23 protein-coding genes are annotated in these 26,341 nt (G+C 51.2%); 21 read left to right on the top strand and 2 right to left on the bottom strand.

Going from position 1 to position 26,341, the window contains the following annotated elements:
- Nucleotides 1-33 precede the first annotated feature (33 nt).
- Nucleotides 34-1,353, bottom strand: a complete 1,320-nt coding sequence (gene lnt / locus NITSA_RS10150) for an apolipoprotein N-acyltransferase (RefSeq protein ID WP_013554942.1) — start codon at nt 1,351-1,353, stop codon at nt 34-36.
- A 54-nt stretch (nt 1,354-1,407) separates the two neighbouring features.
- Between lnt and yajC the strand changes: the two genes are divergently transcribed.
- The 12 genes from yajC to NITSA_RS10090 all read left to right on the top strand — a co-directional run bounded on the left by yajC (nt 1,408) and on the right by NITSA_RS10090 (nt 15,259).
- Nucleotides 1,408-1,677, top strand: a complete 270-nt coding sequence (gene yajC / locus NITSA_RS10145; RefSeq protein ID WP_013554941.1) for a preprotein translocase subunit YajC — start codon at nt 1,408-1,410, stop codon at nt 1,675-1,677.
- A 12-nt stretch (nt 1,678-1,689) separates the two neighbouring features.
- Nucleotides 1,690-3,258 (top strand): protein translocase subunit SecD, encoded by a 1,569-nt coding sequence (secD, locus tag NITSA_RS10140; protein WP_013554940.1) that lies wholly within the window; start codon nt 1,690-1,692, stop codon nt 3,256-3,258.
- Between the two features lie 8 nt (nt 3,259-3,266).
- A complete protein-coding gene (gene secF / locus NITSA_RS10135; RefSeq protein ID WP_013554939.1) occupies nt 3,267-4,238 on the top strand; it encodes a protein translocase subunit SecF in 972 nt (323 codons plus the stop codon).
- Between the two features lie 42 nt (nt 4,239-4,280).
- Nucleotides 4,281-5,465 (top strand): MalY/PatB family protein, encoded by a 1,185-nt coding sequence (locus tag NITSA_RS10130; protein ID WP_425357269.1) that lies wholly within the window; start codon nt 4,281-4,283, stop codon nt 5,463-5,465.
- Nucleotides 5,462-6,862 (top strand): D-alanyl-D-alanine carboxypeptidase/D-alanyl-D-alanine endopeptidase, encoded by a 1,401-nt coding sequence (dacB, locus tag NITSA_RS10125; RefSeq protein WP_013554937.1) that lies wholly within the window; start codon nt 5,462-5,464, stop codon nt 6,860-6,862. Before NITSA_RS10130 ends, dacB begins: the two co-directional genes overlap by 4 nt.
- Nucleotides 6,863-7,035: 173 nt before the next feature.
- Nucleotides 7,036-8,175 (top strand): succinyldiaminopimelate transaminase, encoded by a 1,140-nt coding sequence (locus NITSA_RS10120; RefSeq protein ID WP_013554936.1) that lies wholly within the window; start codon nt 7,036-7,038, stop codon nt 8,173-8,175.
- Nucleotides 8,176-8,267: 92 nt separating this feature from the next.
- The gene (locus tag NITSA_RS10115; protein WP_013554935.1) at nt 8,268-8,894 is read left to right on the top strand and encodes a hypothetical protein; all 627 of its coding nucleotides are present in this window, start codon (nt 8,268-8,270) and stop codon (nt 8,892-8,894) included.
- A 113-nt stretch (nt 8,895-9,007) separates the two neighbouring features.
- Nucleotides 9,008-10,330 (top strand): UDP-N-acetylmuramate--L-alanine ligase, encoded by a 1,323-nt coding sequence (murC, locus tag NITSA_RS10110; RefSeq protein ID WP_013554934.1) that lies wholly within the window; start codon nt 9,008-9,010, stop codon nt 10,328-10,330.
- 229 nt (nt 10,331-10,559) lie between these two features.
- The gene (locus NITSA_RS10105; protein ID WP_013554933.1) at nt 10,560-12,758 is read left to right on the top strand and encodes an endonuclease MutS2; all 2,199 of its coding nucleotides are present in this window, start codon (nt 10,560-10,562) and stop codon (nt 12,756-12,758) included.
- Nucleotides 12,759-12,806: 48 nt separating this feature from the next.
- The gene (locus tag NITSA_RS10100) at nt 12,807-13,379 is read left to right on the top strand and encodes a hypothetical protein (RefSeq protein ID WP_013554932.1); all 573 of its coding nucleotides are present in this window, start codon (nt 12,807-12,809) and stop codon (nt 13,377-13,379) included.
- A 19-nt stretch (nt 13,380-13,398) separates the two neighbouring features.
- Nucleotides 13,399-14,427 carry an outer membrane protein assembly factor BamB family protein gene (locus NITSA_RS10095; RefSeq protein WP_013554931.1) on the top strand — a complete coding sequence of 343 codons (1,029 nt, stop codon included), beginning with the start codon at nt 13,399-13,401 and terminating at the stop codon, nt 14,425-14,427.
- Nucleotide 14,428: 1 nt separating this feature from the next.
- Nucleotides 14,429-15,259 (top strand): tyrosine-type recombinase/integrase, encoded by an 831-nt coding sequence (locus tag NITSA_RS10090; protein WP_013554930.1) that lies wholly within the window; start codon nt 14,429-14,431, stop codon nt 15,257-15,259.
- A 20-nt stretch (nt 15,260-15,279) separates the two neighbouring features.
- Here the strand turns inward: NITSA_RS10090 and dcd are convergent, their stop codons facing one another.
- On the bottom strand, nt 15,280-15,849 hold the full coding sequence (gene dcd / locus NITSA_RS10085; protein ID WP_013554929.1) for a dCTP deaminase: 570 nt from the start codon (nt 15,847-15,849) through the stop codon (nt 15,280-15,282).
- A gap of 150 nt (nt 15,850-15,999) precedes the next feature.
- Between dcd and accB the strand changes: the two genes are divergently transcribed.
- From accB to NITSA_RS10040, 9 genes are all read left to right on the top strand, one after another.
- Complete coding sequence (accB, locus tag NITSA_RS10080; protein WP_013554928.1) at nt 16,000-16,470, top strand: acetyl-CoA carboxylase biotin carboxyl carrier protein; 471 nt, start codon at nt 16,000-16,002, stop codon at nt 16,468-16,470.
- Nucleotides 16,471-17,811: an acetyl-CoA carboxylase biotin carboxylase subunit gene (locus NITSA_RS10075; RefSeq protein ID WP_013554927.1), complete on the top strand. Its 1,341-nt coding sequence runs from the start codon at nt 16,471-16,473 to the stop codon at nt 17,809-17,811.
- Between the two features lie 4 nt (nt 17,812-17,815).
- Entirely contained in the window at nt 17,816-18,871 is a 1,056-nt protein-coding gene (locus NITSA_RS10070; protein ID WP_013554926.1) for an NAD-dependent epimerase, read from the top strand.
- Between the two features lie 187 nt (nt 18,872-19,058).
- Nucleotides 19,059-19,232 (top strand): ComEA family DNA-binding protein, encoded by a 174-nt coding sequence (locus NITSA_RS10065; RefSeq protein WP_169308545.1) that lies wholly within the window; start codon nt 19,059-19,061, stop codon nt 19,230-19,232.
- Nucleotides 19,233-19,563: 331 nt separating this feature from the next.
- Nucleotides 19,564-21,279, top strand: a complete 1,716-nt coding sequence (locus NITSA_RS10060; RefSeq protein WP_013554925.1) for an ABC transporter ATP-binding protein/permease — start codon at nt 19,564-19,566, stop codon at nt 21,277-21,279.
- A complete protein-coding gene (locus NITSA_RS10985) occupies nt 21,269-23,215 on the top strand; it encodes a glycosyltransferase (protein ID WP_013554924.1) in 1,947 nt (648 codons plus the stop codon). Before NITSA_RS10060 ends, NITSA_RS10985 begins: the two co-directional genes overlap by 11 nt.
- Nucleotides 23,208-24,212: a Stealth CR1 domain-containing protein gene (locus tag NITSA_RS10050; RefSeq protein WP_052296623.1), complete on the top strand. Its 1,005-nt coding sequence runs from the start codon at nt 23,208-23,210 to the stop codon at nt 24,210-24,212. The genes NITSA_RS10985 and NITSA_RS10050 overlap by 8 nt, the downstream gene beginning before the upstream one ends.
- On the top strand, nt 24,209-25,252 hold the full coding sequence (locus NITSA_RS10045) for a glycosyltransferase family 4 protein (protein ID WP_013554922.1): 1,044 nt from the start codon (nt 24,209-24,211) through the stop codon (nt 25,250-25,252). The genes NITSA_RS10050 and NITSA_RS10045 overlap by 4 nt, the downstream gene beginning before the upstream one ends.
- Nucleotides 25,253-25,302: 50 nt before the next feature.
- The gene (locus NITSA_RS10040) at nt 25,303-26,340 is read left to right on the top strand and encodes a Stealth CR1 domain-containing protein (RefSeq protein WP_013554921.1); all 1,038 of its coding nucleotides are present in this window, start codon (nt 25,303-25,305) and stop codon (nt 26,338-26,340) included.
- The last annotated feature ends 1 nt before the right edge of the window (nt 26,341 follow it).

Below are 26,341 nucleotides of genomic sequence, written 5' to 3'. Positions count from 1 at the left end.
ACTTCCCTCGATACAAGGGTCGCTTATGAAGCTTTAGTCCGTCTCTCCTCTGTTTCGGAGGCGAAGCAGATAAGAAGGCCCCATATTGACACTGTTGTAGATGGCGGTGCCGTATTTCCGCACATAATATTCCAGCAAAAGCCGCTGCAGCGTCGGCTCGATGGAAGGGTGGAACCAGCCGTTGTTGCTCAAAAGGAGCAGATGGGAGGGGCGGTCCTTGTAGAGGATTTCGCTGCTCCCTTCGTAGCAGACTCCGATGCGGTAACGGACGCCGCCGATGAGAAAGTCGGTGGAGTGGGAAGCGGGGCGATAATCGGGTGCCCCGTCGAAAAAGAGCCTGTTGACCCATCGGCTCGCCCAGTCCGGCAGGGGGTTGGCTTCGCCGAAGGGGACCAGTACCACCTTGTTCGCGACCCGGTAGGAGCCTTGATGGAAGAGATAGGCCGAGTTGCGGTTCTGCCCGTCCGCCCCCCGATAGAGAGCTCCCAGGAGAATATCGATCTTTTTCGAGCGATCCTCCAGAGCGCGAAGGAGTTGCGGTTCCCGGTTGAGGAAAAGAGGAAGCACCGATTCGGGCAGAACGACCAGGGAAGCGTGGGCATCGATCGCACGGTCGATGGCTTGAAAGACGTCACCGATCTGGGAAGAGAGGGTTTCAGGTCTCCATTTCGCTTCGATCGGGATGTGGGTCGGGGCCAGCAGGATGCGGCCCTCCGGGTCCTGGGGCCGCACCTCCACCCGGCTCGGATTCAGAGCGCTGAGCAGGAACAGGGTGCCCAGAAGCCCCAGTACAACGGCATATCTGTGCCGCTTTTGATGATAGGCTTCCCACGCCTCCCGTGCCAGGCAGAGTCCGAAAAGCAGTGAAGCAAAGGAGATCTTATCCACTCCGAAATAGCCTGGGACGAGGGGGAGTTCGGCTTTGAACCAGTCGAAACCGAAGGGATGGGCGTAGCTCATGGTTAAAAGCGCTGCGGCTTTTAACCATGAGCTACGAATTGAGAATTGAGAATTGAGAATTGAGAATTTTTTTAGGAAGTATTTTGCCCAGGTTGTCATTGTCTCCGCAGTGAAGGCGAAAATCCAGAAAATGAGGGCGTAGATCAGGGCAACGGTGAGATCGACGAAAGGTAGCGCCCCGGGGTGGCCGTAGTGGATGAAGCTCACTCCCAGCCACCAGAACCAGAGGAGCCCGAGGAAAAATCCGGTCCAGAACCAGTGACGACGATCGGAGCCCAAAAGCCGCCAGTAGAAGATCAGTGCCAGCAGGGTATCGAGCCATCGGGGTTCCCAACCCAGCCAGGCGAGGTAGAGAAAGGCGGAGCCCGAGAGCGCCGTAAGCAAAGCCCCCATTAATAAGTAAGTGCTAAAATATTCCGAAATTTTCTTCCACAAAAAGGATGCTCCATGTCACAAGGCGCTTTGGCACAATTTCTCCCCCTAATTCTACTCTTTGTTATCTTCTGGTTTCTGATCATCCGTCCCCAGCAGAAGCAGCAGAAAGCCCACAAGGAGATGCTGGCTTCCCTCAAAAAGGGTGACCGGATCGTCACCAACGGGGGGCTCATCGCCGAAGTGGTCAAGCCGGAGGAGGATTATCTGAAAATCAAGCTCAACGACGACACGATCGTCCGTCTGGATCGCAACTACGTCGCGCGTAAACTCAACGAGGCGTAAGGGCGGGCTTCGATGAAACGACTCAACTACCGGGTGGTGATCTTCATCGCCGCCCTGATTTTCGGCGTGGTCTTTTCGATCCCCTCACTCATCCAGAGCAAAGAGGGGAAGAAGATCACTTTGGGATTGGATCTGCAGGGCGGTCTGCATATGCTCCTGGGGGTCAAGAGCGACGAGGCGATCAAATCCCGGCTCAAATCGATCGCCGGGACCATCAAATACATTATGGAAGATAACGATATCGTTATCGACGATCTGGCCGTGGAGGGAGACAAAGTCACCTTCAAAGTCCTCGACAGCGACGATATTCCCAAAGCCAAAGAGCTCCTCAAAAAGGAACTCGAGGGTGTGAGTGTCCTGGAAAACCAGGGAACCTTCACCGTGACTTTGACGCCCAAGGAAGTGGCACGCACCAAGAAGCAGGCGATCGATCAGGCGGTCGATACGATCCGTAACCGCCTCGACCAGTTCGGCCTGGCGGAGCCCACCGTGGCCAAGCAGGGAACCGACAAGATCCTGGTGGAAGTCCCCGGGATCAAAACTCCTGCCGACGAGCAGCGGATCCGGGAGCTGATCGCCCGGGCGGCGCATTTGCAGATGATGGCGGTGGACGAGGACCGCGCGGCGCGGGTCTATTCGATGAGCCCGGCCGAAGCCAAAAAATACGGGGATGTGATCCTGCCCGATGTCAAAAATCCCAAAGAGAAGTATCTGCTCAAGGCGATCCCGATCCTCGACGGCTCGATGCTCACCGACGCCAAAGTGGGCTTCGACCGGAACAACCAGCCGGTGATCAACTTCAAGCTCAACGGAGAGGGGGCCAAGATCTTCGGTGACTTCTCCGGCAAAAGCGTGGGCAAGCGTATGGCCATCGTCCTGGACAACAAGGTCTACTCCGCTCCGGTGATCCGGGAGCGAATCGGCGGCGGTTCGGGGCAAATCTCGGGGAACTTCACCATCGATGAAGCCAACGATATCGCCATCGCTCTGCGCTCCGGTGCGCTGCTGGCCCCTGTCTACGTCATGGAGAAGCGCAGTGTCGGTCCCAGCATGGGAGCCGACAGCATCCGACAGAGTATGATCGCTCTGATCCTCGGCTTCGTGCTGGTTGTTATCTTTATGGTGATCTACTACGGCATGGCGGGACTCGTCGCCGACATCGCTCTGGTGGGCAACCTCTTTCTCATCCTGGCGGTGATGGCGCTCTTCGGAGCGACTCTGACGCTGCCGGGGATGGCAGGAATCGTCCTGACGGTGGGGATGGCGGTGGATGCCAACGTCATCATCAACGAACGGATCCGGGAACTGCTCCACGAAGGAGCTTCGATCCCCAAAGCGATCGAAGAGGGCTATGCCAACGCCTTTACGGCGATCTGGGATGCCAACGTCACGACCCTGATCTCGGCGGTGGTGCTCTACGCCTACGGAACCGGCCCCATCAAGGGCTTCGCTCTGACGATGAGCATCGGTATCCTCGCGTCGATGCTGACGGCGATTCTGGGAACCCACGGTATCTATCAGGCCTTTATGGACAAAATCACCCGAGACAAGCTGAACTTCTGGTTCGGCATCAAGGCATAGGAGAGCATATGGAACTGTTTCGATACAAAAAACCGATCGATTTTATGGGGGCGAGCCGGAAATTCGGCATCGTCTCTCTGATTCTGGTGCTTCTCTCCTGGGGCTTGATCTTTACCAAGGGCTTCAACTACGGGATCGACTTCGCCGGGGGAACCCTGATCCAGCTCAAATATGAAGGGGAAGCCCCCCTCAAGAAGATCCGGGAAGCGATGGCCAAAAGCGAGGCATTCAAGGATGCGACCGTCACCTATTTCGGCAGCAAAAACGAGGTGGTCATCCGCACCAAGACCAGCTCCAAGAGCGTAGGCAAGGATGTGGGCGACGAAGTGCGCCAAATGCTCAAGGATACCGGCAAGTTTGTCGTGCGACGGGTCGATATGGTCGGCCCCAAGATCGGGAACGAGCTCAAGGAAAAGGGGCTTATGGCGATGGTCCTGGCGATCCTGGGTATCCTGATCTACGTCTCGGTGCGCTTCGAATGGCGTTTCGCCCTGGCGTCGGTCCTGGCCTTGGTTCACGACGTCAGCATCGCGATGGGGGCCATTATCCTTTTCAACGTCGAAGTCAACCTGGACATCCTGGCGGCGCTGCTGACCCTGCTGGGATACTCCCTCAACGACACCATCATCGTCTTCGACCGGATCCGGGAAGGGTTGCAAAAGATCAAAGACCCCGATCTGGCCGGAATCATCAACGAGTCGATCACCCGCACCCTCTCCCGGACGGTGCTGACGTCTTTGACCACCTTTTTCGTGGTCCTCTCCCTCTTCCTCTTCGGCGGAGAGATTATCTACGGCTTCAGCTTTACGATGCTGGTAGGGATCATCGTGGGGACCTACTCTTCGATCTTCATCGCTTCGCCGCTGCTGATGTGGCTGGGCTTCGATGTCAAAGCCTTCCGGGCCAAACAGGCCGAGAAGCTCAAGCGGGAAAAAGAGAAAGAGAAGATGCGTGCGATGTATGAGCAGGGCACGATATAAAAACCGGAAATGAGAAATTAGAAGATAGAAATTTTGGACGAGGTGGCCGATTTGGAACGAGTAGAGGATTTTCCCCGTTATGTGGACCGTCGGGGGACCGGCTCTTCCAAATGGGATGCTGTCACCGAGCGTTTCGGTGTGGCCGATGCATTGCCTCTTTGGGTGGCCGACGGGGATTTCTCGGCACCCAAGGCGGTGCAGGAGGCGATCCGCAAACGGGCGGAGCACCCCATATACGGCTACAGCGAATACACGGAGGGTTTCTACGAATCGATCGAGGATTGGTACCGCCGCCGTTTTGGTTGGGAGATCGAGCGGGAGTGGATCGTCCCCGAGCACGGAGTGGTCCTTTCGCTCAATCTGGCGATCGAAGCCTACACCGAAGTGGGGGAGGGGGTGATCGTCCAGACGCCGATCTATCCTCCTTTTCTCAAAGCGGTCCGCCATCACCGGCGCAAATTGCTGGAGAACCCTCTGCAGGTGACTCCTGAAGGGTGCCGGATCGATTTCGACGATCTGGAAGCGAAAGCTTCCGAAGCGAAACTTCTGCTGCTTTGCTCCCCCCACAACCCTTCCGGGCGGGCCTGGAGCGACGAAGAGCTGGAGCGGATCGCCGAGATTGCCGAGAAGTACGATCTGATCGTAGTTTCCGATGAGATCCACAGCGACATCGTCTACACGCGGCCCCATCGTCCCTTAGCCTCCCTACCGGGGATGCGGGAGCGCAGTCTGGTGCTTCACGCTCCCTCCAAGACCTTCAACATCGCCGGCCTCAACACCTCCTATGCCCTGATTCCCAACGATTCGCTGCGTCGGCGTTATATAGCGGCCCACGAGCGTGCCGGACTCGACAACGGCAATGTCTTCGGGATCGTCGCCCTGGAGGCGGCCTATCGGGAGGGGGAGGCCTGGCTGGAAGCGATGCTGGAGATCTATCGGGAGAATATCGCTTATGTGCGGGATTTTCTGGCGCAGCATACGCCGAAGATCCGTCCCCTGCCTGTAGAGGCCACCTATCTGATCTGGCTCGATTGCCGGGAATTGGGGCTGGAGGATGAGGCTCTGCAATCCTTTTTTCTCCAAGAAGCGCAGCTCGCCCTCAATCCGGGTATCTCCTTCGGCAAAGAGGGGAGCGGATTTATGCGGCTCAATGTCGCCACGTCCGGTGAAAACCTGGAAGAGGCGATGACGCGGCTGGAGAGGGCCTACAGGGAGCGCTTCGCATGATGCGTATACTCGGCCTGCTCTGGCTGCTGATTTCGGCCCTTCCCCTCGCGGCCTATCTGCCCCCCGAGATCCATACTCTGCTGGACAAAGATCACATTGCACCCTCCCAGGTCAGCATCTATATCACTCCGGTGAAAAAGGGCGCTGCCCTGGCCAAGCACAATGTCGATACCCGTCGTAAACCCGCTTCGGTCATCAAGCTGACGACTACCTATTCCGCTCTGCGGGAGTTCGGTCCCCGATGGCGTTGGCCCACCCGCTTCTATTACAGCGGGAATTTTGCGCACGGTGTGATCAGCGGGGACCTGATCGTCAAAGCGTATGGAGACCCTACTCTCTCCTGCAAAGATATCCCCTCCATCGTCAAGCGTCTCAAAAAGATAGGAGTGCGCCGTATCGAGGGAGGGTTGCTGATCGACCGGAGCTTTTTTGCTGTGGGCGATCGGATCCATTCGAGTTTCGACGAACACCCCTACAGCGAATACAACGCCATGCCCGACGCTCTGATGTTCGACGATCATCTTTGCCGGATCATCGTAGATCCGCACAGCGGACGCCCCGAAGCCCAGAAAAAGGTTCCTGATCCCGGCTACAGGATCCTCAACAATCTCAAAGTGACGGACCAGGCGTGCCGGGGACGTTACAGTTGGCCCAATGTCCGGGTACACGAAGAGAACGGCGTGGCGACGGTCAGTCTGAGCGGCGCCCTTTCGAAGCGTTGTGCCCCCCGTTACGTTTCGCTGGTGTTGAGCCATCCCTATCAGGCGTTTAACGGGGCTCTGCGGCAGGTGCTTCAGGCGGCGGGGATCACCCTGGCGGGCCCTATGCGGCTGGGCAGGGTGTCTGAGGGAGCCAGGGAACTGCTCACCCACACTTCCCGCCCGCTCATAGAGATCCTGGCCAAGACCAACAAAAAATCCAACAACCTCTACGCGCGGCACATCTTTTTGCTCCTGGGGGCCAAGCGCTACGGCGCACCCGCTACATTGGAGAAAGGGCGCCGGGCCGTCAAGGCGATCCTGGGTGCGCGGGGGATTTTGGGGGAGGAGACGATCCTGGACAACGGCTGCGGACTTAGCCGCAAGACCCGCACGACCGCACGTGCCCTTCATCGTTTGCTGCAGGACGCTTACCGCAGCTATGGCTGGACTTGGCTGGGGGCTTTGGCCATCGCGGGGGTGGACGGGACCGTCGCTCGCCGTTATCGCCACTCTCCCGTGCGGCGCCACGCCTGGCTCAAGACCGGAACCCTCAAAGATGCCAAGAACATCGCGGGCTACGTCAAGGGTCGTTCCGGCACACTCTATAATGTCGTGATCCTCTACAACGGCCCCGAGCGCTGGAAAGGCAAGCTGCTTCAGGACCAGATTTTGGAGTGGATCGTCAAGAATAAATGAGGAATGAGAAATGAGGAATGAGGAATTTTGGTATGCGTTGCTTGGCAACGCTTCTTTTTAAAAAATTATGAGGAGTTGGCAATTAGTAGTTGGCAGTTAGCGATTGGGAATTCATTAAAAATTCCTAATTCCTAATTCCTAATTCCTAATTCCACTCCCGTCAGGGAGAGAAAGTGAAATTTGAAACCTACCCTTTTGAAAAACTGACCCAACTGCTAAAAGATGTAACCCCCAATCCCGATTTGGCGCCGATGAGCCTTACCATCGGGGAGCCCCAGTTCGAGACGCCCGCCTTTATCCGCCAGGAGCTTTGCGATGCGGCGGCGCTTTTGAACAAATACCCCAAAACGGCGGGGGAGAGCTATCTCAAAGAGGCGATGCGCAGCTATCTGAAGCAGCGTTTCGGCCTCGAGATCGCCGACGATCAGCTCATTCCCACCTTCGGGACACGGGAACTGCTCTTTAATTTCCCCCAGTTCTATCTCCACGATCTTGCCGATTCGACGATGGCCTTTCCCAATCCCTTCTATCAGATCTACGAGGGGGCGGCCATCGCTTCGGGTGCACGGATCCTTCACCTCGACCTGACACCGGAGAACGGCTTTCAGCCCCCGATCGATGAGGAAGCGCTCTCCGGGTGTGACCTGGTGATCCTCAACACCCCCAACAACCCCACCGCTTCGGTGATGCCCTTCGAGGCGATGCGCCGCTGGGTCCGTTTGGCGCTGGAACACGACTTTTTCCTCCTCAACGACGAGTGCTATATCGACCTCTGGCTCAAGGGACCGCTCCCGTCGATGCTCGAGGCAAGCCTCGCCGAAGGAAACAGTGAATTCCGCAATGTTGCCGTGGTCAACTCTGTCTCCAAGCGCTCCAGCGCCCCGGGGCTTCGTAGCGGTTTCATCGCCGGGGACCGGGAGGTGCTGCGGGAGTATCTGCGCTACCGCACCTATGTCGGCTGCGCTTCTCCTCTGCCGCTGCAAAGAGCCGCCGCCCGCGCCTGGGCCGATCAGCAGCACGTAGAGGGTTTCCGGGCCAAATATCGGCGCAATTTCGAATTGGCCGAAAAGATTCTGGGGGTCGAGGCCCCCGAAGCGACCTTCTATATCTGGATGGAGGTGGGGGATGAGCTGGCCTTTACCCGGGAGCTCTATCGACGCTATAATCTCAAAGTACTGCCCGGTTCTTTCCTGGGACGCAACGGGGTCGGCAGAGGCTATGTGCGCCTGGCACTGGTCTATGAAGAGGAGCCGATGCGGGAAGCACTGGAGAGAGTGGCCGCCTTCATTCGGGAATGGAGAATGGAGAATTGAGAATGGAGAGTTGAGGATTTTGGATAGTGTCTTTTATGACCCCCAATGACCAATGACTAATGACCAGTGACTTATTTATATAAAGGGATGAGATGAGTGAAATGAACGAAGAGCAGATCGACTTGGAGGCGCTGAAAAAAGATCCCCAGTTCCAGGAGAACCTCAAACTGCTGGAAAAGGAGATGAAGGAGCAGCGTTCTATCGCCAAGGCTTATCAACTTTTGGATGCCAAGCTCCTGATGGAGGCGGATCAGGATGAGATCAACGAGATCTTCACTTTCATCGTCAACGAAGCCTTCGACCGCCTGGCGGCGATGCTGGAAGCGGGGGAGAAGTTCGATATGAGCGACCCGGAGCAGTGGGCGACCGCCCGGGCCATCTACGAGCACGGCATCCAGCGCTACAGCGAAAATGACCTCAAAGGGGCACGGGAGATCTTCCTGGTGCTCTATTATCTCATCACCGAAGAGGAGCTGCGCGAAGCGATGATGATCCACTCCGCGGCCGTCGCCGCGGGCCACGACTTTGACAGTTTCATCGAGAACCTCGCCGATGTCAAATCGATCAACCCCAACGATGCCACCGCCTTCTTCATCACCAGCTTCGCCCAGCCCAGGGATATCCTGCTGCAAATGTTTGCCAAGGAGGTCAAAGAGGGGGAGGCGCTGCTGGCCAAGATGGAAGATGCGTCTAAGAATGAGCAACCGAGTAATGAGTAACCGAGTAACCGAATGGAGAATGGAGAATTGAGAATTGAGAATGTGAAATTACCAATGCCCAATGCCCAATGCCCAATGCCTGACAATTTTTCTATCTGCCGTCCGGAGGCCTTATGAGAATCCATTTCATCGGCATTGGGGGGATCGGGCTTTCGGCGCTGGCCAAGTTTTTGGCGGGGCGGGGGCATCGCATCAGCGGCAGCGATATGCGTCAGAGTGAAATCACCGACGATCTGGCACTCAACTACGGAGCCAAGATCACCATTCCCCACCATCCCGACGCGGTGGAGGGGGCGGACCGGGTGATCTATTCGGCGGCGGTGCGTCCCAGCAATGTGGAGTATCAGCGGGCCAAAGAGCTGGGGATTGAGCTGCTCAGCCGCAAAGAGGCACTCAAGTTCATCCTCGAGGACAAAGAGGTCTATGCCGTCGGGGGCGCCCACGGCAAAAGCACCACCTCCGCGATGCTTGCCTCCCTGCTTCCCGAGACCAACGCCCTCATCGGCGCCATCAGCAAAGAGTTCGGCTCCAACGTCCGCAGCGCCCCCAACGACAAGGTGGTCTTCGAAGCCGACGAGAGCGACGAGAGCTTTCTCAACTCCAACCCCAAGCTGGCCATCGTCACCAATGTCGAGCCCGAGCATATGGAGTATTACGAATACGACGAGGAGCGCTTTTACAACGCCTACCGAAAATTCCTTGAATTAGCCCATATCCGGGTGCTCAATGGCGAAGACCCCTTCCTCTATTCACTCAAAGAGGAGCTTCCTTCCAGCTACCTCTACCCCTCCCGTGATCTAAACAATATCGAGTTTGTGCTCGTAGACGGAGAGCCCCATACCCGCTTCGAGCTCAGGGACCTGGGCCGTTTCGAAGTCTTCGGCTTCGGGACCCATATCGCGGTGGATGCTGCGCTGGCGATCCTGGCGGCGATGGAGCTGGGGGAAGATCCCGAGACGCTGCGGGAGCGGCTCAAAAACTACCGGGGGATCAAGAAGCGCTTCGACATCATCCAGAACGATGAGCACTGCGTCGTGATCGACGATTACGGCCACCACCCCACCGAGATCGCCGCGACCCTGGAGTCGCTCAGGACCTTCGCCAAAATGCGGGGGCTTTCGAAGTTCAAGGTAATCTGGCAGCCCCACAAATATACCCGGACTCTGGACAATCTCAAGGGGTTCGTAGAGTGTTTCGAGGGAGTGGACGAACTGGTGATCCTCCCCATCTGGTCCGCCGGGGAGATCGAAATCCCTATCGACCTCAAAGGAGCCTTCAGCCGCTACGAGCCCACTATGGCCCACCGTGTCACCCGGGAGGACGGAATCGTCAAAGTCCTGGATGAAAAAGGCCAGGTACTGAGGGAATTCCGCGAGGGGCTCATCGCCGCCTTCGGAGCGGGGGATATCACTTATCAGATCCGGGGAGAACGTTGACACGAATGAGGAATGAAGAATTAGGAATCAGGAACCGAGGGGTGCGTGGTCCGATTAGAGGCAATGGGCATTGGGTATTGGGCATTATGGAATGCCTGTGGCGCTCTTTTTGTGTTATGTCCTACGTGTTACGTGCTACGTCAAGTAGAAAGCGTTGCAATGCAACGCATACAATAGTTCCTCATTCCTCATTCCTCATTCCTCATTTGACCTCCAAAGGAGGTCACTGATGCGTTCCCTTCCCGAAAAGCTCGATCTGGGCGATTATCTCCAGAGCTTCCAGAGCTTTCTTGCCCGTCCCAAGCCGGTGGCGATGGAGGGGGATGTGCATTTGCACCACCGTTTCATCAAAGCCCTCTCTTCGGTCGAAATTCCCGAGCCACCTCAGATGCCTTCGATGGAGGATCGCCTGATGCGTTTGAGCAAGCAGGCGGTATTGGGGCTGGATGAGATCTTCGACTTTATCCGGATGGTGCGCTACTTCAACCGCCTGCGGGCTCTGGGCTTGCCGGAACCGGCGGGGAGTTGGATCGCCGAGATCGAGATCCCCGAGGCGGTAGTGGAGATCGGCACTTTTTTCACCGACGAAGGGGAGCTCAATCCCGAAAAGGAGCCGGAGCTGGCCGACATCGGCGAAGCGCTGCGCCGCAACCGCGAAGCGATCCGGGAGACCCTCTACTCCCTGGCCCGTTCGGAGCGGCTGAGGGATTATCTGGTCGATCAGCAGATCCACCTGCAAAACGGGGAGGAGACCTTGCTGGTGCGGGGCGGCTTTTCTTCGGTGCTCAAAGCGACGGTGGTGGGGCGTAGTTCGGGGGGCTTTTTTTACGTAATTCCTGAGCGGGTGCGTCACCTCAAGGAGCGGGAGTTGGAGCTGCTGAGCCGCCGAGAAGCGATCCACTGGCGCTATGCGCGGGAATTTTCGGAGCGTCTTCGGGGTTGGGAGCGTTTTCTGCGTTATCTGGACCGCCAGTTCGACCGCTTCGACCATTACCAGGCGCGGGTGCGCTTCGCCCGGAGCCGGGATTACGAGTTTGTCCTGCCGAGCAAAGAGCCCGGGATCGTACTGCGGGAGTTTGCCCACCCGGCTCTGGAAAACCCCGTCCCGGTCTCCATCCGCGCCGTCAAACCCATCGTGCTGGTCACCGGGGTCAACGCCGGGGGAAAGACGATGCTGCTCAAATCGATCCTCTCGGCAGCCTGGATGAGCAAATACCTCCTCCCCTTCCGCTGCAACGCGGCGGAGACCCGGATCGGGCACTACAGGAACATCGAAGCGATCATCGACGATCCCCAGTCGGTCAAGAACGACATCTCTACCTTCGCCGGTCGGATGCTGGAGTTCTCCCGCCTTTTCCGGGAGCGGGAGGCGCTGGTGGGGGTGGATGAGATCGAGCTGGGGACCGATGCCGACGAGGCGGCGAGCCTCTTTCGGGTGCTGCTTGAGACCCTAAAGGAGCGGGAGATCACCTTTGTGGTGACGACCCACCACAAACGTCTGGCTTCCCTGATGGCAGGGGAGGAGGATGTGGAGCTGGTGGCGGCACTCTACGACGAAGAGCGTCGGCAGCCCACCTTCACCTACCTGGAGGGGAGCATTGGCAAGAGCTACGCCTTCGAGACGGCGGAGCGCTACGGGATCCCCGCCAGTGTGGTGGCCAAGGCGCGGGAGCTCTACGGGGAGGACAAGGAGCGGCTCAATGAGCTGATTGAGCAGTCTACACGCCTGGAAGCCGAGATGCGGCGCAAGATCGACGAAGTGGAGCGCAGCACCGAGGCGCTGCGGCGCAAAGAGGAGCAGCTCAAGGCACTGGAAGAGAAGATGCGCGAAGAGCAGCGCAAGGCGCTCTCAACCCTGGAAAACCGCTACAACGCGGCGACCAAACGGGCCCTGGCCGCTCTCAAAAAGGCGGAGAACCCCGAAGCGAGGCGCCTGCTCAACGAAGCCCACCGCCACAAAAACCGGGCCAGGATGCGGGAATCCAAGGCCGAGCCACTTCAGCTCAAAGTCGGTGACCGGGTCAAATACCGCTCCCACACCGCCGAGATCCTTTCGCTGAAGGAGAAGGAGGCGATGATCTCCGTCGACGGCCTCAAGATGCGGGTGCCCCTCTCAAAGCTTCGCCCTGCCGCCGCGACCCCCAAGGTCAAAAAGCCCAAGCCCGTCAGTCAGGTCAAGGTCGAAAAGAGCGATCGGGCCCCGCTGCACATCAAGCTCCTGGGGATGCGGGCCGACGAAGCCGAGGAGGCGCTGGACGCCTTCCTCTCCAATGCCCTGCTGCACGGTCTGGGCGAAGTGGAGATCATCCACGGCACGGGCACCGGAGTGTTGGCCAAAGTAGTGAGCGACTATCTCAAGCGCCATCCGAGGGTGAAGAACTTCTACCGTATGCCCGGCAATATGGGGGCGACGATTGCGGAACTTTAAGCGCACCCGCTATAATTATCAAAAGATATTTTTAACCAAGGAGTACCGGTGAGCCTCAAAGAGGAATTGAACTATGTCAAAGAGGAGCTCAGCAGCGACGAAAAACTGCTGGAGAGCGCCTTCAAACTGGAACGCTTTTATAAAAAGAACAAAGTGGCCATCTGGGCGGTAATCCTTGTTGCGGTCCTGGGATTCGGAGGCAAAGCGATCTACGGGGCCTATCAGGAGCATCTCGAAGCCAAAGCCAACGAAGCGCTGCTGCGGCTGGAGAAAAACCCCGCTGATCAGGCGGCTCTGAAGGAGCTGGAGAGTGCCAACCCCAAACTCTACGCCCTCTATCGCTATTCGACGGCGGTAGATCAGGGAAAGGTCGAGCCGCTGAAATCCCTCGAGGGTTCCGAGGATCCCAGACTCAAGGATTTGAGCACCTACCACGTAGCGGTACTCTCCAAAAAGCCCGGGAACTCCCGCTACTATCACGATTTGAGCCTGGTGGAGCAAGCCTACGAAGCCCTCAAAGCCGGCAAAAAAGCCGAGGCCCGTTCCAAGCTGGCCCTCATCGGCGAGAACTCTCCGGTGGCGGGGATTGCGCGGTTGCTGCGTCACGCGACACTTCAATAATCCAAGAAGAGGTTCCTCTATGAAATCATCACTCATTCTCAGCGGGGCGCTTGCCGGAGCGCTTCTTCTTGGCGGTTGCGGCAGTTCCTTTTTCAACAGCCGCAAGAGCTTCGAACCGGAGCAGACCCTCAGCGCCTCCTCCGCCATCACCCCTTTCGACAAAGAGGCGGTAGATGTACGCCGTGACGGGGTGACGTTTGAGGACGGAAGCTTCCTGACACGCAGCGGGCTGAGCTCCATCCGGCTGCCCAAGGGCTTCCGCTTCGTCACCCGTTCGGGCAACAAGGTCCTGGCCGCCGACGATACTGGAGCCTTCAAAGTGATCGACGCCCGCAGTGGCAAGGTGATCCACAGCGGCAAACTCAACTATCCTCTGGTCTCGGCGGCGATCCGGGGGAACCGGATCTTCTATGTGAGCCAGGACAACCGCTTCGGCGTCTACAGCCTCTCCGCCAAAAAGAGCCTCATCTCCGCCAAGGTGGGCCGGGCCTTTGCGGTGGATACCCGCATCGCCAATCCCATCAGCCTCGGGAATATGCTCGTGGTCCCCACCCTCGACGGCAAGCTCCTGATCCTCAATCCCGCCAACCCCCGTCAGGCCGGGGGAATCGCCATCGGCAGCTCTTCCAATCTCAACAATGTCATCTTCCTGACCAAGCTGGGGAATCGGATCATCGCCGCGACCCCCGGCAAACTCATCAGTGCCGCTCCGGGATCGAACCACAAATATGAAGCTCCAGTGGCCGATGTCACCGTCTCGGGCCACACAATCTATTTGCTAACGGTCGACGGCCGGGTCATCAAGCTTTCCCCGACGCTGAAGGTCCTGGCCCAGAGTAAATTCCCCTACGCCCAATTCGCCACTATCGCTGTGGTCGGCGGCAAAGTCTACGCTCTGGACCGCAGCGGCGCATTGATCGTGATGGACCCCTCCCTGAAGAAGAGCCGAATCTACGATGTGGGCAGCGTGGATGATTACGCTTTCGTCGCCGGCCACAAGCTCTACAAGGATGATGAGGTCATCGACCTCTCCAAACTCGGCTACTGAGATGGATCGTTCGGCAGCGGAGATCCTCGAAGCCTTCGCCGAGTACCTCCAGATCGTCAAAGGGCTCAGTCCAAAGAGTATCGACTCCTATCTGACGGACCTGCGGCAGCTGGCCGAGGAACAGGGAGACCTCCTGAAGCTGGAAACCGAATCGATCCTCGCTTTTCTCTCCCGATTTGACAACAAACGTACCCTCAACCGCAAACTCGCTTCCATCAACGCCTTCGTCAACTTTTGCCATCGTGAAAAGCTGGGCACTTCAAGGGTCAAGATCCCTATGGCCAGGGTCCCCAAAACTTTGCCGAAATATCTAAGCCACGAAGAGATCGAGGCGGGGCTGAGGTACATCGACCGCAGCACCCCGATCGGGCGGAGGGACTATGCGCTGATCCTCTTCCTCTACGCCAGCGGCTGCCGGATCAGCGAAGCCCTGGCGGTACAGCGGGGGGATCTGGTCGATGGATGGTTGAAGATCCGCTACGCCAAAGGAGCCAGGGAACGGATGGTACCGCTGGCTCCCGCGGCGCTCAAGGCTCTGGAAGAGCACCTGAAAGAGAGTGATATCGCCTCTCCCTATCTTTGGCTCAACTATCGGGGGGAGCCCCTGAGCCGGGTGAGCGCCTACAAGATCGTCCGAAAATATCTGGGGGTCTCCCCCCACGTATTGCGCCACTCCTTCGCCACGGCGCTCATCCTCGGCGGGGCGGATCTGAGGGTGGTGCAGGAGCTCTTGGGGCACAGTTCTCTGATCACGACCCAGATCTATACCCATATCGAGCGGCAGCATCTGCGCCGCACGGTGGAAACGTATCATCCGATCAACCGGATCTGATTGGGTGTTATCGGGTCGGGTTATTCGGAGGCTTTGAGGATGCGGGGAAGGGTGATGCCGGTCTGTTGCTGGTATTTGCCCCGGCGGTCGGCATAGGTGGTTTCACAGGGTTCATCCCCCTGGAGGAAGAGTACCTGGGCGATCCCCTCGTTGGCGTAGATCTTGGCCGGAAGGGGAGTGGTATTGGAGATCTCGATGGTGATGTGCCCTTCGAAACCAGGCTCGAAAGGGGTGACATTGACGATGATCCCGCAGCGGGCGTAGGTGCTCTTGCCCAGGCAGATCGCCAGCACGTCAGGGGGCATGCGGAAATACTCCACCGTCCGCGCCAGGGCGAAAGAGTTGGGAGGGACAATGCAAATGTCGCCTTTGAAATCGACCACGTTGTTTTCGCTGAAATCCTTGGGGTCGACCACTTCGGCGTTGATGTTGGTGAAAATTTTGAATTCGTCGCTGACCCGGATATCGTAGCCGTAGCTGCTCAATCCGTAGCTGACGACCCCTTCCCCGACCAACCCTTCGCAAAAGGGTTCGATCATCTTATGTTTGAGTGACATTTCCCGGATCCATCTGTCGGCTTTGAGTCCCATCTCTCTCCTTCGATTTTTACGGTTTTTCGACGATAATCTGCCGATTTTTTACAATTATTCCGCGAAAACGCATTGTTTATGCAAGTATGGATATAATATGCCATTATATCTCAAGGGCTGTTTCCCACCCTTGAAAACAGAGGAGAAAGAATGAAATTTGATGAAATCAAAGAGTTGATGCGCCTCTTTGGCAAAAGCAAACTCGATCGGATTCAGATCAAGCAGAAAGATTTCGAGATCGAGATGGAAAAGGGCGGAGAGACTGTCGTCGTGGAAGCGGCTCCCTCGGCGCAGGTTCAGGCTACACCGGCTCCCGCGGCGATTCCCGCCTCTTCGGGTAGTAATGCTGCTGAAGCGGCTCCCGCTCCCGAGGCCAAGAAGGGAGAGCTGATCACTTCACCCATGGTCGGGACTTTCTATGCTTCCCCCTCTCCGGATTCTCCTCCGTTTGTGAAAGTAGGAGACACGGTCCGCAAAGGCCAGACCCTTTGCATCCTCGAGGCAATGAAGATCATGAACGAATTGGAGGCGGAGTTCGATTGTAAGATCCTGGAAGTCCTGGTCGAAGACGGGGAACCGGTAGAGTATGACAAGCCCCTCTTCCGGGTGGAGAGACTCTAAATGGCCGAGATCAAACGTATCCTCATCGCCAACCGGGGCGAGATCGCCCTGCGGGCCATCCGCACCATCAAAGAGATGGGCAAAGAGGCGGTAGCGGTCTACTCCACCGCCGACAAGGACGCCCACTACCTCAAGCTGGCCGATGCCGCTATCTGTATCGGCGGCCCCAAGTCCCAGGAGAGCTATCTAAATATCCCTGCCATCATCTCCGCGGCGGAGCTGGCGGAGTGTGATGCGGTCTTTCCCGGTTACGGCTTTTTGAGCGAGAATCAGAACTTCGTGGAGATCTGTGAGCATCACGGCCTCAAATTCATCGGTCCCAGTGTCGAAGTGATGCAGATGATGGCCGACAAATCCAAAGCCAAGCAGGTGATGGCCGAAGCGGGAGTCCCCACCATCCCCGGCAGTGACGGGGCGGTTGCAAATGCCGAAGAGGCCAAAAAACTGGCCAAGGAGATCGGCTACCCGGTAATCCTCAAAGCCGCCGCCGGCGGCGGAGGCCGGGGAATGCGCGTGGTCGAGGATGAGAGCTACATCGAAAACGCCTTCCTCGCCTGCGAAGCCGAAGCGGTCAACGCCTTCAGTGACGGGACGCTCTATATGGAGAAGTTCATCGAAGCCCCCCGCCACGTGGAGGTGCAGGTAATGGGTGACAGCCACGGCAACGCCATCCATATCGGGGAGCGGGACTGCTCCATGCAGCGGCGCCATCAGAAACTCATCGAAGAGTCACCCGCCCTGGTGCTCGACGACGCCCGGCGCAAAGAGCTCCACGAAGCGGCGGTTCGGGCGACGAAACATATCGGCTACGAGGGGGCCGGGACCTTCGAGTTTCTCGTGGACAAGCACAAGAATTTCTACTTCATGGAGATGAATACCCGTCTTCAGGTAGAGCACTGCGTCAGCGAAATGGTCAGCGGCCTCGATATCATCGAATGGATGATCCGGGTCGCCGAAGGAGAGGCGCTCCCTCCCCAGGAGGCGATCACCCTCAAGGGCCATGCCATCGAGTGCCGCATCACCGCCGAGGACCCCGTGAGCTTCCTCCCCAGTCCCGGCAAGATCCAGAAATGGATCGCCCCCGGAGGCAAGGATGTCCGCCTCGATACCCACGCTTATTGCAACTACATCATCCCCACCTACTACGACTCCATGATCGGCAAAGTGATCGTCTGGGGCGAAAACCGCGATCGGGCCATCGCCAAGATGCGCCGTGCCCTGGACGAGTTCGAAGTGGGGGGTGTGCGCACCGTGATCGAATTCCACCGCAAAATGATGCGCAACCCTGATTTCATCTCCAACAACTTCGATACCAAGTATCTGGAAAATTACAAAGGCTGAGAGCGTGAAAATTCTCGTCACCGGCACCGCCGGTTTTATCGGTTTTCACCTCGCCAAGCGGCTCCTGGAACGGGGCGATGAAGTGGTGGGCCTGGACAATATCAACGACTACTACGATCCGAAAGTCAAGTACGGCCGCCTGCGGGAGACCGGGATCGAAGGGGATGAGGCGATCGAGTATGCCAAACCCGTTCAAAGCAGCCGCTACGAAAACTACCGTTTCATCAAGCTCAATCTCGAAGACCGTGCCGCCATCGAGGAACTTTTTGAAAAGGAGCGTTTCGATGCGGTGTGCAATCTGGCCGCCCAGGCGGGGGTGCGCTACAGCCTGACCAATCCCCATGCCTATGTCGACAGCAATATCGTCGGTTTCGTCAACATCCTGGAAGCCTGCCGGCATAATGGAGTGGGCCACTTGGCCTATGCCAGCAGTTCCAGTGTCTACGGGCTGAATGAGACGATGCCCTTCAGTACCCACGACAACGTGGATCATCCCATCAGCCTCTATGCCGCCAGCAAAAAGTCCAACGAACTGATGGCCCACACCTACAGCCACCTCTACGGTCTTCCTACCACCGGCCTGCGCTTCTTCACCGTCTACGGCCCCTGGGGACGCCCCGATATGGCCCTCTTTCTCTTCACCAAAGCGATCCTGGAAGATCGTCCCATCGATGTCTACAACTACGGAGAGATGCAGCGGGATTTCACCTATGTCGACGATATCGTCGAAGGACTGGTCCGGGTGATCGACCATCCCCCCAAAGGCAATCCTGAGTGGAGCGGCAAAGCCCCCGATCCCGGCAGCTCCAGAGCTCCCTACAAAATCTACAACATCGGCAATAACAACCCCGTCAAACTGATGGATTTCATTACGGCTATCGAAGAGGCGATCGGGAAGGAAGCGAAAAAGAATCTTCTGCCGATCCAACCCGGTGACGTACCGGCCACCTATGCCGATGTCAGTGACCTGATCGAGGACCTGGGTTATAAACCTGAGACTCCCATCAAAGAAGGAATCAATCGTTTTGTAGAGTGGTATCGTCAGTTTTACAATGTGTAATATTGAAACAGAAAGGGACTAGCTGCTTCAATTGTGTTTAAAATATTATATAGATTTGTCGTCATTAGCTTACAATTGATGATCAATAATCAAAAGGAATAATTATAAAAAAAATTCTATTGGCTACTCTCTGTGTCGTGGGTCTGCTTTCTGCTTCCGTGGATATCAACAATGCTACTGTCGAAAATTGACAACGCTCAAAGGAATCGGTGCAGCTAAAGCTAAAGCGATCGTCGAGTATCGGAAAAACCAATGTTTTAAAAAGGCTGAGGATTTGACGGCGGTGAAAGGGATTGGAAAAGCCATAGTGGCAAAGAATAAAGATGAAATCATCGTTGGAAAATGCCCGGCCAGAAAATAGTTTGGAAGCATGATCTTCCCTTTGCCTGATCCCCTCTCACGAAGAGATGGGAGATTGGCCTTTCTTTTATAAATTGTAATATACTCTCTCAACATTTCGACTTGTTTTATTTCAGTCTCTACATTTCTTAAAAAATGCCCATAACTTTATTCCATAGATAATGATACAATATATCTACAAATCAAATAGAGAGGAATAGGTATTTTTGAAGTCGGTAAAATATGAATCTGATTCAATAGAAAGATTGATTGATTGTAAAGATAGTATGACATAAATATAAAAATACAATCAATTGGAATTTATAAATAACTACGATGAAATAATATTTGATATGAAGAAAAACAACTTAATTAAAAAAATATATAGTTTAATGGGAGAAAGTGATAAGAGGTTTTTTGCAATTCTTTTCTTATTTTCCATTGTTGTTTCTATTGTGGAAATTCTTGGTGTTGCTGCCATTATGCCATTTATATCCGTCGCAACGGATTTTGATTTGATTCATGAAAAATGGTATTTTTACTTTTTTTACAAAACATTTGGTTTTTCAAACCCTGTGAATTTTGTCATAGTATTTGGCTTAGTATTGTCAGGATTCTATATCTTTCGCAGTGTAATAAACTATTTATATTTTCATTTACTCGCGCGATTTTCAAAAGGAAGATATTATTCAATTGCTATAAAACTTTTTCAGAAATATTTAGATAGAAGCTACCGGGATTATATTGCAAGCAGCAAAGCGGAGTTGACAAAAGTACTTGTAAGCGAAGGTCAAAATATGACACAAGTCCTCTCATCACTCCTATTTATGATGAGTGAGATTATCATCATCATTATTATTTATGGAGTTCTTTTATGGCTTGACTGGAAGATTACTCTTTTGATTACACTTTTTTTATTGATCAATTTTATTATTCTTTTTAAATTGGTATCATTGAAGATTAAGGAGGCGGGGAAGGCGAGGGAAAAATATGAAAGGGATTTTTTTAAAATCATTCATGGTGTATTGGGGAATTTTAAAATTATAAAACTGAGTAATTCAGGAGAAAAATATCTAAATAGATTTCAACAAGCAATTGATCGTCTGTCAAAATCACATATTCTTTATGATTCACTTAGAGAGTTACCTCGGCTTTATCTTGAATCGATGGGATTCATTATTTTAATATTCATTATTTTATATTATATTTATATAACAAAATCAGATATTACAAAATATCTTCCTATTGTTTCGGTTTTCGTTCTTGCTTTATATAGATTATTGCCATCTTTTCATAGAATTTTTGGTTCCTACAATCATATTCTTTACAATTATCGTGCGATTGAACAGATTTATGATGAGATGCTTTACAAAAGTGAAAATTATGGAGATAAACCAATAATATTTAAAAAAGGCATACAATTAAAAGATATATATTTTTGGTATCGGCCTGGTAAAATTGTGCTCAACGGTATCAGTTTTAATATTCGAAAAGGTGAGAAGGTTGGCATTATAGGAGAAAGCGGGAGTGGAAAATCGACATTGGTTGATATTCTTATCGGCTTGTATCGTCCTATGAAGGGATCGATTTATATCGATGATATAAAATTAGACGAGAATAATATCCGAAGCTGGCGTAGAAAGGTTGGATATATTCCTCAAAAAATAGAATTGATGGATGGTACGGTGGCGGAGAACGTGGCTTTGGATGATGCTTATGATGAAAAAAAAGTAAAAGAGGTACTCAAACAGGCTAGTTTGTTGGATTTTTTTGAGAAGGAGCATGAGGGGATAGAAACACCGATAGGAGAAGATGGTATTAAATTGAGCGGTGGACAGAGACAGAGAATCGCTATTGCAAGAGCGCTCTATCATGATCCTGAGGTCCTTGTGCTTGATGAAGCCACCAGTGCATTGGATATGGAGACCGAGCAAGAGATTATGAGGGAGATCTATAGTTTAAAAGGAGGGAAAACACTAGTTATTGTTGCCCATCGTTTGAGTACGCTCGAGGCTTGTGATACCATTTATCATTTGAAAAACGGGAAAATCTATAGAGATGAACCGTAGAACCCTTTCCCCTTTGGTGACTGTGCTGATGCCAGTTTATAATGGAGAAAAATATCTTAAGCAGGCTATTGAAAGTATATTGAATCAGACATTTTCCGATTTTGAGTTTATTATTGTGGATGATGGTTCAACGGATGGTTCAGCCAAGATTGTTACCAGTTACAATGACCCTAGAATTAGATACGTGAGAAATAAAAAGAACATGGGGATTGTTTACTCCTTGAATTTAGGTACTGATCTGGCGAGGGGGAAATATATAGCGCGGATGGATGCAGATGATATTTCTCTACCGGAAAGATTGGAAAGACAGATCCATGTTTTAAAAGAAGATAATACAAAAGTATTATTTTCAACGATTAGACTTATAGATGAGCATAATAGATTTATAGGAATTTGGCAAGATGATAAAAATTGTAGAAAATTGAATGAACTTATTGAGATGCTACCTGTCAGAAATTGCTTAGCGCATCCAACCTTGATGACAGAGGCTTCATTGCTGAAGCGTTATCGATATAATCGATATGCAAAACATGCTGAAGATTATAATTTGTGGTTGCGAATGATTTCTGATGGTATTAAATATGTGAAAATTGATGAAGAACTCCTCTATTATCGTGTGCATCAAGATTCAATTACCAAATCTCAAAGTAGGGATCAAATATCAAGTTACAAAAAGAACATATTAGCCAAATTTTGGCACTTACTATACAAGATAAAAAAAATCTCCATCAATGCTTTCGACTGGAGGGTCGCTAAATATTTGATCGTGGATATAGGTAATATGTCGAAAGAAATATTAAAAGAGCCTTTGAAAAATATATTGATGATGATGGGGAGATATGGTTGGTACCTATATCCAATGCACATCGATACGGATATATTGTTTGTTTTTAATACGTGCGATATGGGGGGTGCAGAAAAGGTACATTCGGAAATATTAAAGGTGGCTCAGAAACATAAAAGCATTACCCTGTTGACGAGTAAAAGCAGGGATAGACATTTTTGTAATGAATATAGACGATTGACACAATTGATAGATTTGTCCTGGTTGTCGAATTATATTTTGGGGAGATGGCTCGTTGCGGGATATATGCAAATAATGATTGAAAACTCGAATTTAAAAATATTATTTGGCTCCCGTAGTGGCCTTTTTTACGATGTTTTAAATACAAGAATTTATGACAAATTAAAAGTAATAGAATTGTTTCATGCAATGGATGGTAATCTTGAATATTATTCTATCTACAAAAGTGACTTGATCGATACACATATATTTATTGATGAGGGTACAAAAGAAAATTATTCCTATTTAATGGAAAAGCTTGGAATCGACCCTAAGATGAAAAATAAGAATATTTTGATAGAAAATGGTGTATCTATTCGTAATTTAGTGGATTCGCATCAAGATAAAAAGTCTTTGAAGGTTCTATATGTTGGAAGAGATGCCCCTGTAAAACGGTTGCATCTTATTCGGGATGTTGCAAAAAAATTAAAGGATATCTCATTTAAATTCGTAGGAGTTTCTCCTAATCATATGGACAGTAAAAATATAGATGCTATTGGAAAAGTCTACGATCTTGATCCATATTATTCTGATGCGGATATTCTACTGATGACATCAAGTAGAGAAGGGTTCCCAATGGCTATTATGGAGGCGATGGCACATGGAGTCGTCGTCATTTCAACAGATGTTGGTGGGATCTCGAAGCATGTAAAAAATGCGTATAATGGTTTTCTGATCAAAGGAGATGACGAGAAGATGATCATTGAAGATGCGGTGTCCATTATTGGATCCTTGGATCGAGATAGAGATAAACTGAAGAGTATGTCAATCTATGCCTATGAGTATGCCAAAAAACATTTCGATATAAAGCATTTTTACAAAAAATATGAATCTTTGTTCGAAGATGCTCTTTACGGAGCGAGTCTTGAGTAACATAGATTTTGTTCTCTTGTGGGTGGATGGTAACGATCCTGAGTGGCAAAAAGATAGAGAAAGATTTTCAGGGGAAAATGGAGATAACCGTAATATTCGTTTCAGAGATTGGCAAAATCTTAAATACATCTTCAGGGCATTTGAAAAGTTCACACCTTGGGTAAGAAAGATACACTTTGTCAGTTACGGTCATCTGCCTACTTGGTTAAATAGAGAACACCCCAAAATCAACATTGTCAATCATCAGGACTATATTGACAAAGAATATCTCCCGGTATTTAATGCCAACCCTTTGGAAATATCTATGCATAAAATCAGAGATTTATCTGAACAATTTGTTTACTTCAATGATGATACATTCATTATAAAGGCTGTAAAAGAGGAGAGATTCTTCAAATGGGGGTTGCCACGTGATGTGGCAGTCAGTAATGCACTCTCATCCTCAATAGGTGTAGGGCATTTTGTATTAAATGCCGTGGAGATACTTAATAGACATTTCAGCAAACATCAGGCGATAAAAGAGAACTTGCCCAAGTGGTTTTCTCTCTTGTATGGGAAAGAGATGATCCGGAATGCGGCATTACTCCCCTGGCCCAGATTTACAGGATTTGTAGATCCTCATATGCCTCAGCCCTTTCTTAAGTCAACTTTTAAAGAAGTGTGGGATTTGGAGAGGGACAGACTGGAGAAAACTATGCGATCCCGTTTTCGAGATTGTGAAGATGTCAATCAATACCTTTTTCGTTATTGGCAGCTTGCAAAAGGAAATTTTATTCCTGTTTCTATGAAAGATACGAAGTATCTAACCTTAACACCCGAAGGGATTGAACGAGGAGAGCTGGAAGAGGCATTGCTCTCGGGAAGATACCGAATGGTATGTCTTAACGACAGCGAAGCTATTGGGGAGGAAGAATCATTCGAGTGGGCCAAAAAAAGGGTCATTGAGATTTTTGACAAGCTTTTGCCTGAGCCATCATCATTTGAGGTGGATCAATGAGAATTGCTTTTGTCGTTCCCTCTCTGATTCGAAGCGGGCCCATCAAGGTGGTCCATCAACTCGCTCATGGTCTGGCTTCGGAACATGAAGTAGTTGTTTTCTATCTGGAAGAGCGCACGGACAGGGAGAAGCTTGATTTTTCTGTACCGACAAAAAAACTCTCTTTTTTCTCGCCTCTAGATTTTTCGAATTTCGATATTGTCCATTCACACACGATCAAGGCAGATCTTTTCGTCGCAATACACCGAAAAAATTTTAGCAGCACAAAAACCGTTACCACTTTACATAATTATGCAAAAGAAGATCTGTTATTTTCTTATGGGAAAGTGAAGGGAGGGTTGCTCCTTTGGCTTTGGGAATGGGCTACAAACGGGTATGATCGAATCGTTGTTCTTTCTCACCATGCTGAATCCTATTATCGTAAGCTCTGGCAAAAGCGAGATTATTATTGCATCTATAATGGAGTTGAGTGTCCTTCCCCTATTAGTGATAAAAAAAAGATATACACTGAGAAGAGGGTGCGTATCGGAGTTATCGCTTCTGCAGGGGGGCTTAACCGGAGAAAAGGAGTCGATCAGATTATCCGGGCATTGACAAAGCTCCCTCGCTATGAGCTTCACGTAGCTGGGGCCAGAACGGAAGAGACCAGGAGTCTTGAAGCACTTGCCGAAACACTTGGAGTAAAAAAGAGAGTTCTGTTTCACGGATATGTCAGCGATATCGCTTCGTTCATTGCCGAGATAGATTTTTTTATCGTTGCTTCCCGCTCTGAGGGCTTTCCTTTGGCACTTCAGGAGATCGCTTGCAAGGGAAAGCCGCTTATATGTTCGGATATTCCCCTCTTTCGGGAGATCTTTACCGAAGATGAGGTGCGTTTTTTTGAATTGGAAAATATTGAAAGTCTTGTGCGGGCTATCGATGGATATGAACAGGTGGGGGCAGGATATGCTCAAAAAGCACATTCCCGTTATTTGGCGGAATATACACCTCAAAAAATGGTCGAGAATTATCTGCGAATATATGAGGAGCTGATGAAATGATAAATAGACAACAAATCTAATGTATAATTGTTGAAAACAGAGGATGAATAATGTCTGACGAAATAGATTTTGTATTGCCTTGGGTTGATGCAAATGATAAGGATTGGCAAAAATCAAAAGACTATTATTCTCCTGATTTGTGCAATATGTATGATAATGATAAAGGTATCATTAGATACAGGGACACAAAGACACTTAAATATGCCTTGAGAAGTATAGAAAAATATTGCCCTTGGTATAATAAAATACATTTGATAACAAATGGGCAGAAGCCGGAATGGTTGAATTTCGATCATCCGAAAATAAATCTTATAATACATGAAGAATTGTATTTTGATAAAACCCATTTACCTACTTTCAATTCTTCTTCAATAGAAATGAATTTGGCAAACCTAAAAAATGTCAGTGAAAAGTTTATTTATTTAAATGATGATTTTCTTATATTTAATAGACTTACTAAAGATAGATTTTTTGTGGATGATAAACCTGTTGATTTTCTGGTGCACGGCTGGATTCCGAGAAATAGGATATATCAATTTTTAAGAGATGACTCAAGCTGGGTAAAATCCCTTAATAATAATATTAAACTAATAAATTCTATAACCACCCCAAGTAAAATAAAAGACAAGAGGAATGTATTTTTTAATCCTACTTATTCCATGAAGGATAAAATAAGTAATTTTCTATTACTTAACTTATATAGGAGATATTTTTTTATATCCCACTGGCATAATGCACAGCCATACACTCTCTCAGTTCTCAAAGAGGTCTATGAAAGATTCAAAAAACCCATGCTTGAGTGTTCCAAGAATAGATTTAGGAGCGACAATGATTTAACTCAATATCTTTATAGATATTATCATTTAGCAACCGGAAAATTTTATCCATATAAATATAATGATTTTTACTATGCCAATATCACTTCTTATACAGCTCTTGAGTCCATCTTGGAAGAATTAAAAGATGCTAATTTTAATTTTGTTTCTATTTATGACAACTATAGAGATGAAGAGTCTGATGATATTTTAAAGAAATTGACAAATTTTTTAGAAGATAAATTCCCAGAGAAAGCAAGTTTTGAATTATGAA

This window comes from Nitratifractor salsuginis DSM 16511 (genome assembly GCF_000186245.1).
In the GTDB taxonomy this organism is placed as follows: Bacteria; Campylobacterota; Campylobacteria; order Campylobacterales; family Sulfurovaceae; genus Nitratifractor; species Nitratifractor salsuginis.
Note: the sequence above shows the minus strand (reverse complement) of the source record. Positions and strands in the feature narration are given on the sequence as shown.

Bases quoted from the DNA above. Each gene is read 5' to 3' on its own strand.
- lnt (WP_013554942.1), bottom strand. From the start codon at position 1,353: ATGGGGGCTTTGCTTACGGCGCTCTCGGGCTCCGCCTTTCTCTACCTC.
- yajC (WP_013554941.1), top strand. From the start codon at position 1,408: ATGTCACAAGGCGCTTTGGCACAATTTCTCCCCCTAATTCTACTCTTT.
- secD (WP_013554940.1), top strand. From the start codon at position 1,690: ATGAAACGACTCAACTACCGGGTGGTGATCTTCATCGCCGCCCTGATT.
- secF (WP_013554939.1), top strand. From the start codon at position 3,267: ATGGAACTGTTTCGATACAAAAAACCGATCGATTTTATGGGGGCGAGC.
- dacB (WP_013554937.1), top strand. From the start codon at position 5,462: ATGATGCGTATACTCGGCCTGCTCTGGCTGCTGATTTCGGCCCTTCCC.
- NITSA_RS10115 (WP_013554935.1), top strand. From the start codon at position 8,268: ATGAGTGAAATGAACGAAGAGCAGATCGACTTGGAGGCGCTGAAAAAA.
- murC (WP_013554934.1), top strand. From the start codon at position 9,008: ATGAGAATCCATTTCATCGGCATTGGGGGGATCGGGCTTTCGGCGCTG.
- NITSA_RS10105 (WP_013554933.1), top strand. From the start codon at position 10,560: ATGCGTTCCCTTCCCGAAAAGCTCGATCTGGGCGATTATCTCCAGAGC.
- NITSA_RS10095 (WP_013554931.1), top strand. From the start codon at position 13,399: ATGAAATCATCACTCATTCTCAGCGGGGCGCTTGCCGGAGCGCTTCTT.
- NITSA_RS10090 (WP_013554930.1), top strand. From the start codon at position 14,429: ATGGATCGTTCGGCAGCGGAGATCCTCGAAGCCTTCGCCGAGTACCTC.
- dcd (WP_013554929.1), bottom strand. From the start codon at position 15,849: ATGGGACTCAAAGCCGACAGATGGATCCGGGAAATGTCACTCAAACAT.
- accB (WP_013554928.1), top strand. From the start codon at position 16,000: ATGAAATTTGATGAAATCAAAGAGTTGATGCGCCTCTTTGGCAAAAGC.
- NITSA_RS10075 (WP_013554927.1), top strand. From the start codon at position 16,471: ATGGCCGAGATCAAACGTATCCTCATCGCCAACCGGGGCGAGATCGCC.
- NITSA_RS10060 (WP_013554925.1), top strand. From the start codon at position 19,564: ATGAAGAAAAACAACTTAATTAAAAAAATATATAGTTTAATGGGAGAA.
- NITSA_RS10985 (WP_013554924.1), top strand. From the start codon at position 21,269: ATGAACCGTAGAACCCTTTCCCCTTTGGTGACTGTGCTGATGCCAGTT.
- NITSA_RS10045 (WP_013554922.1), top strand. From the start codon at position 24,209: ATGAGAATTGCTTTTGTCGTTCCCTCTCTGATTCGAAGCGGGCCCATC.
- NITSA_RS10040 (WP_013554921.1), top strand. From the start codon at position 25,303: ATGTCTGACGAAATAGATTTTGTATTGCCTTGGGTTGATGCAAATGAT.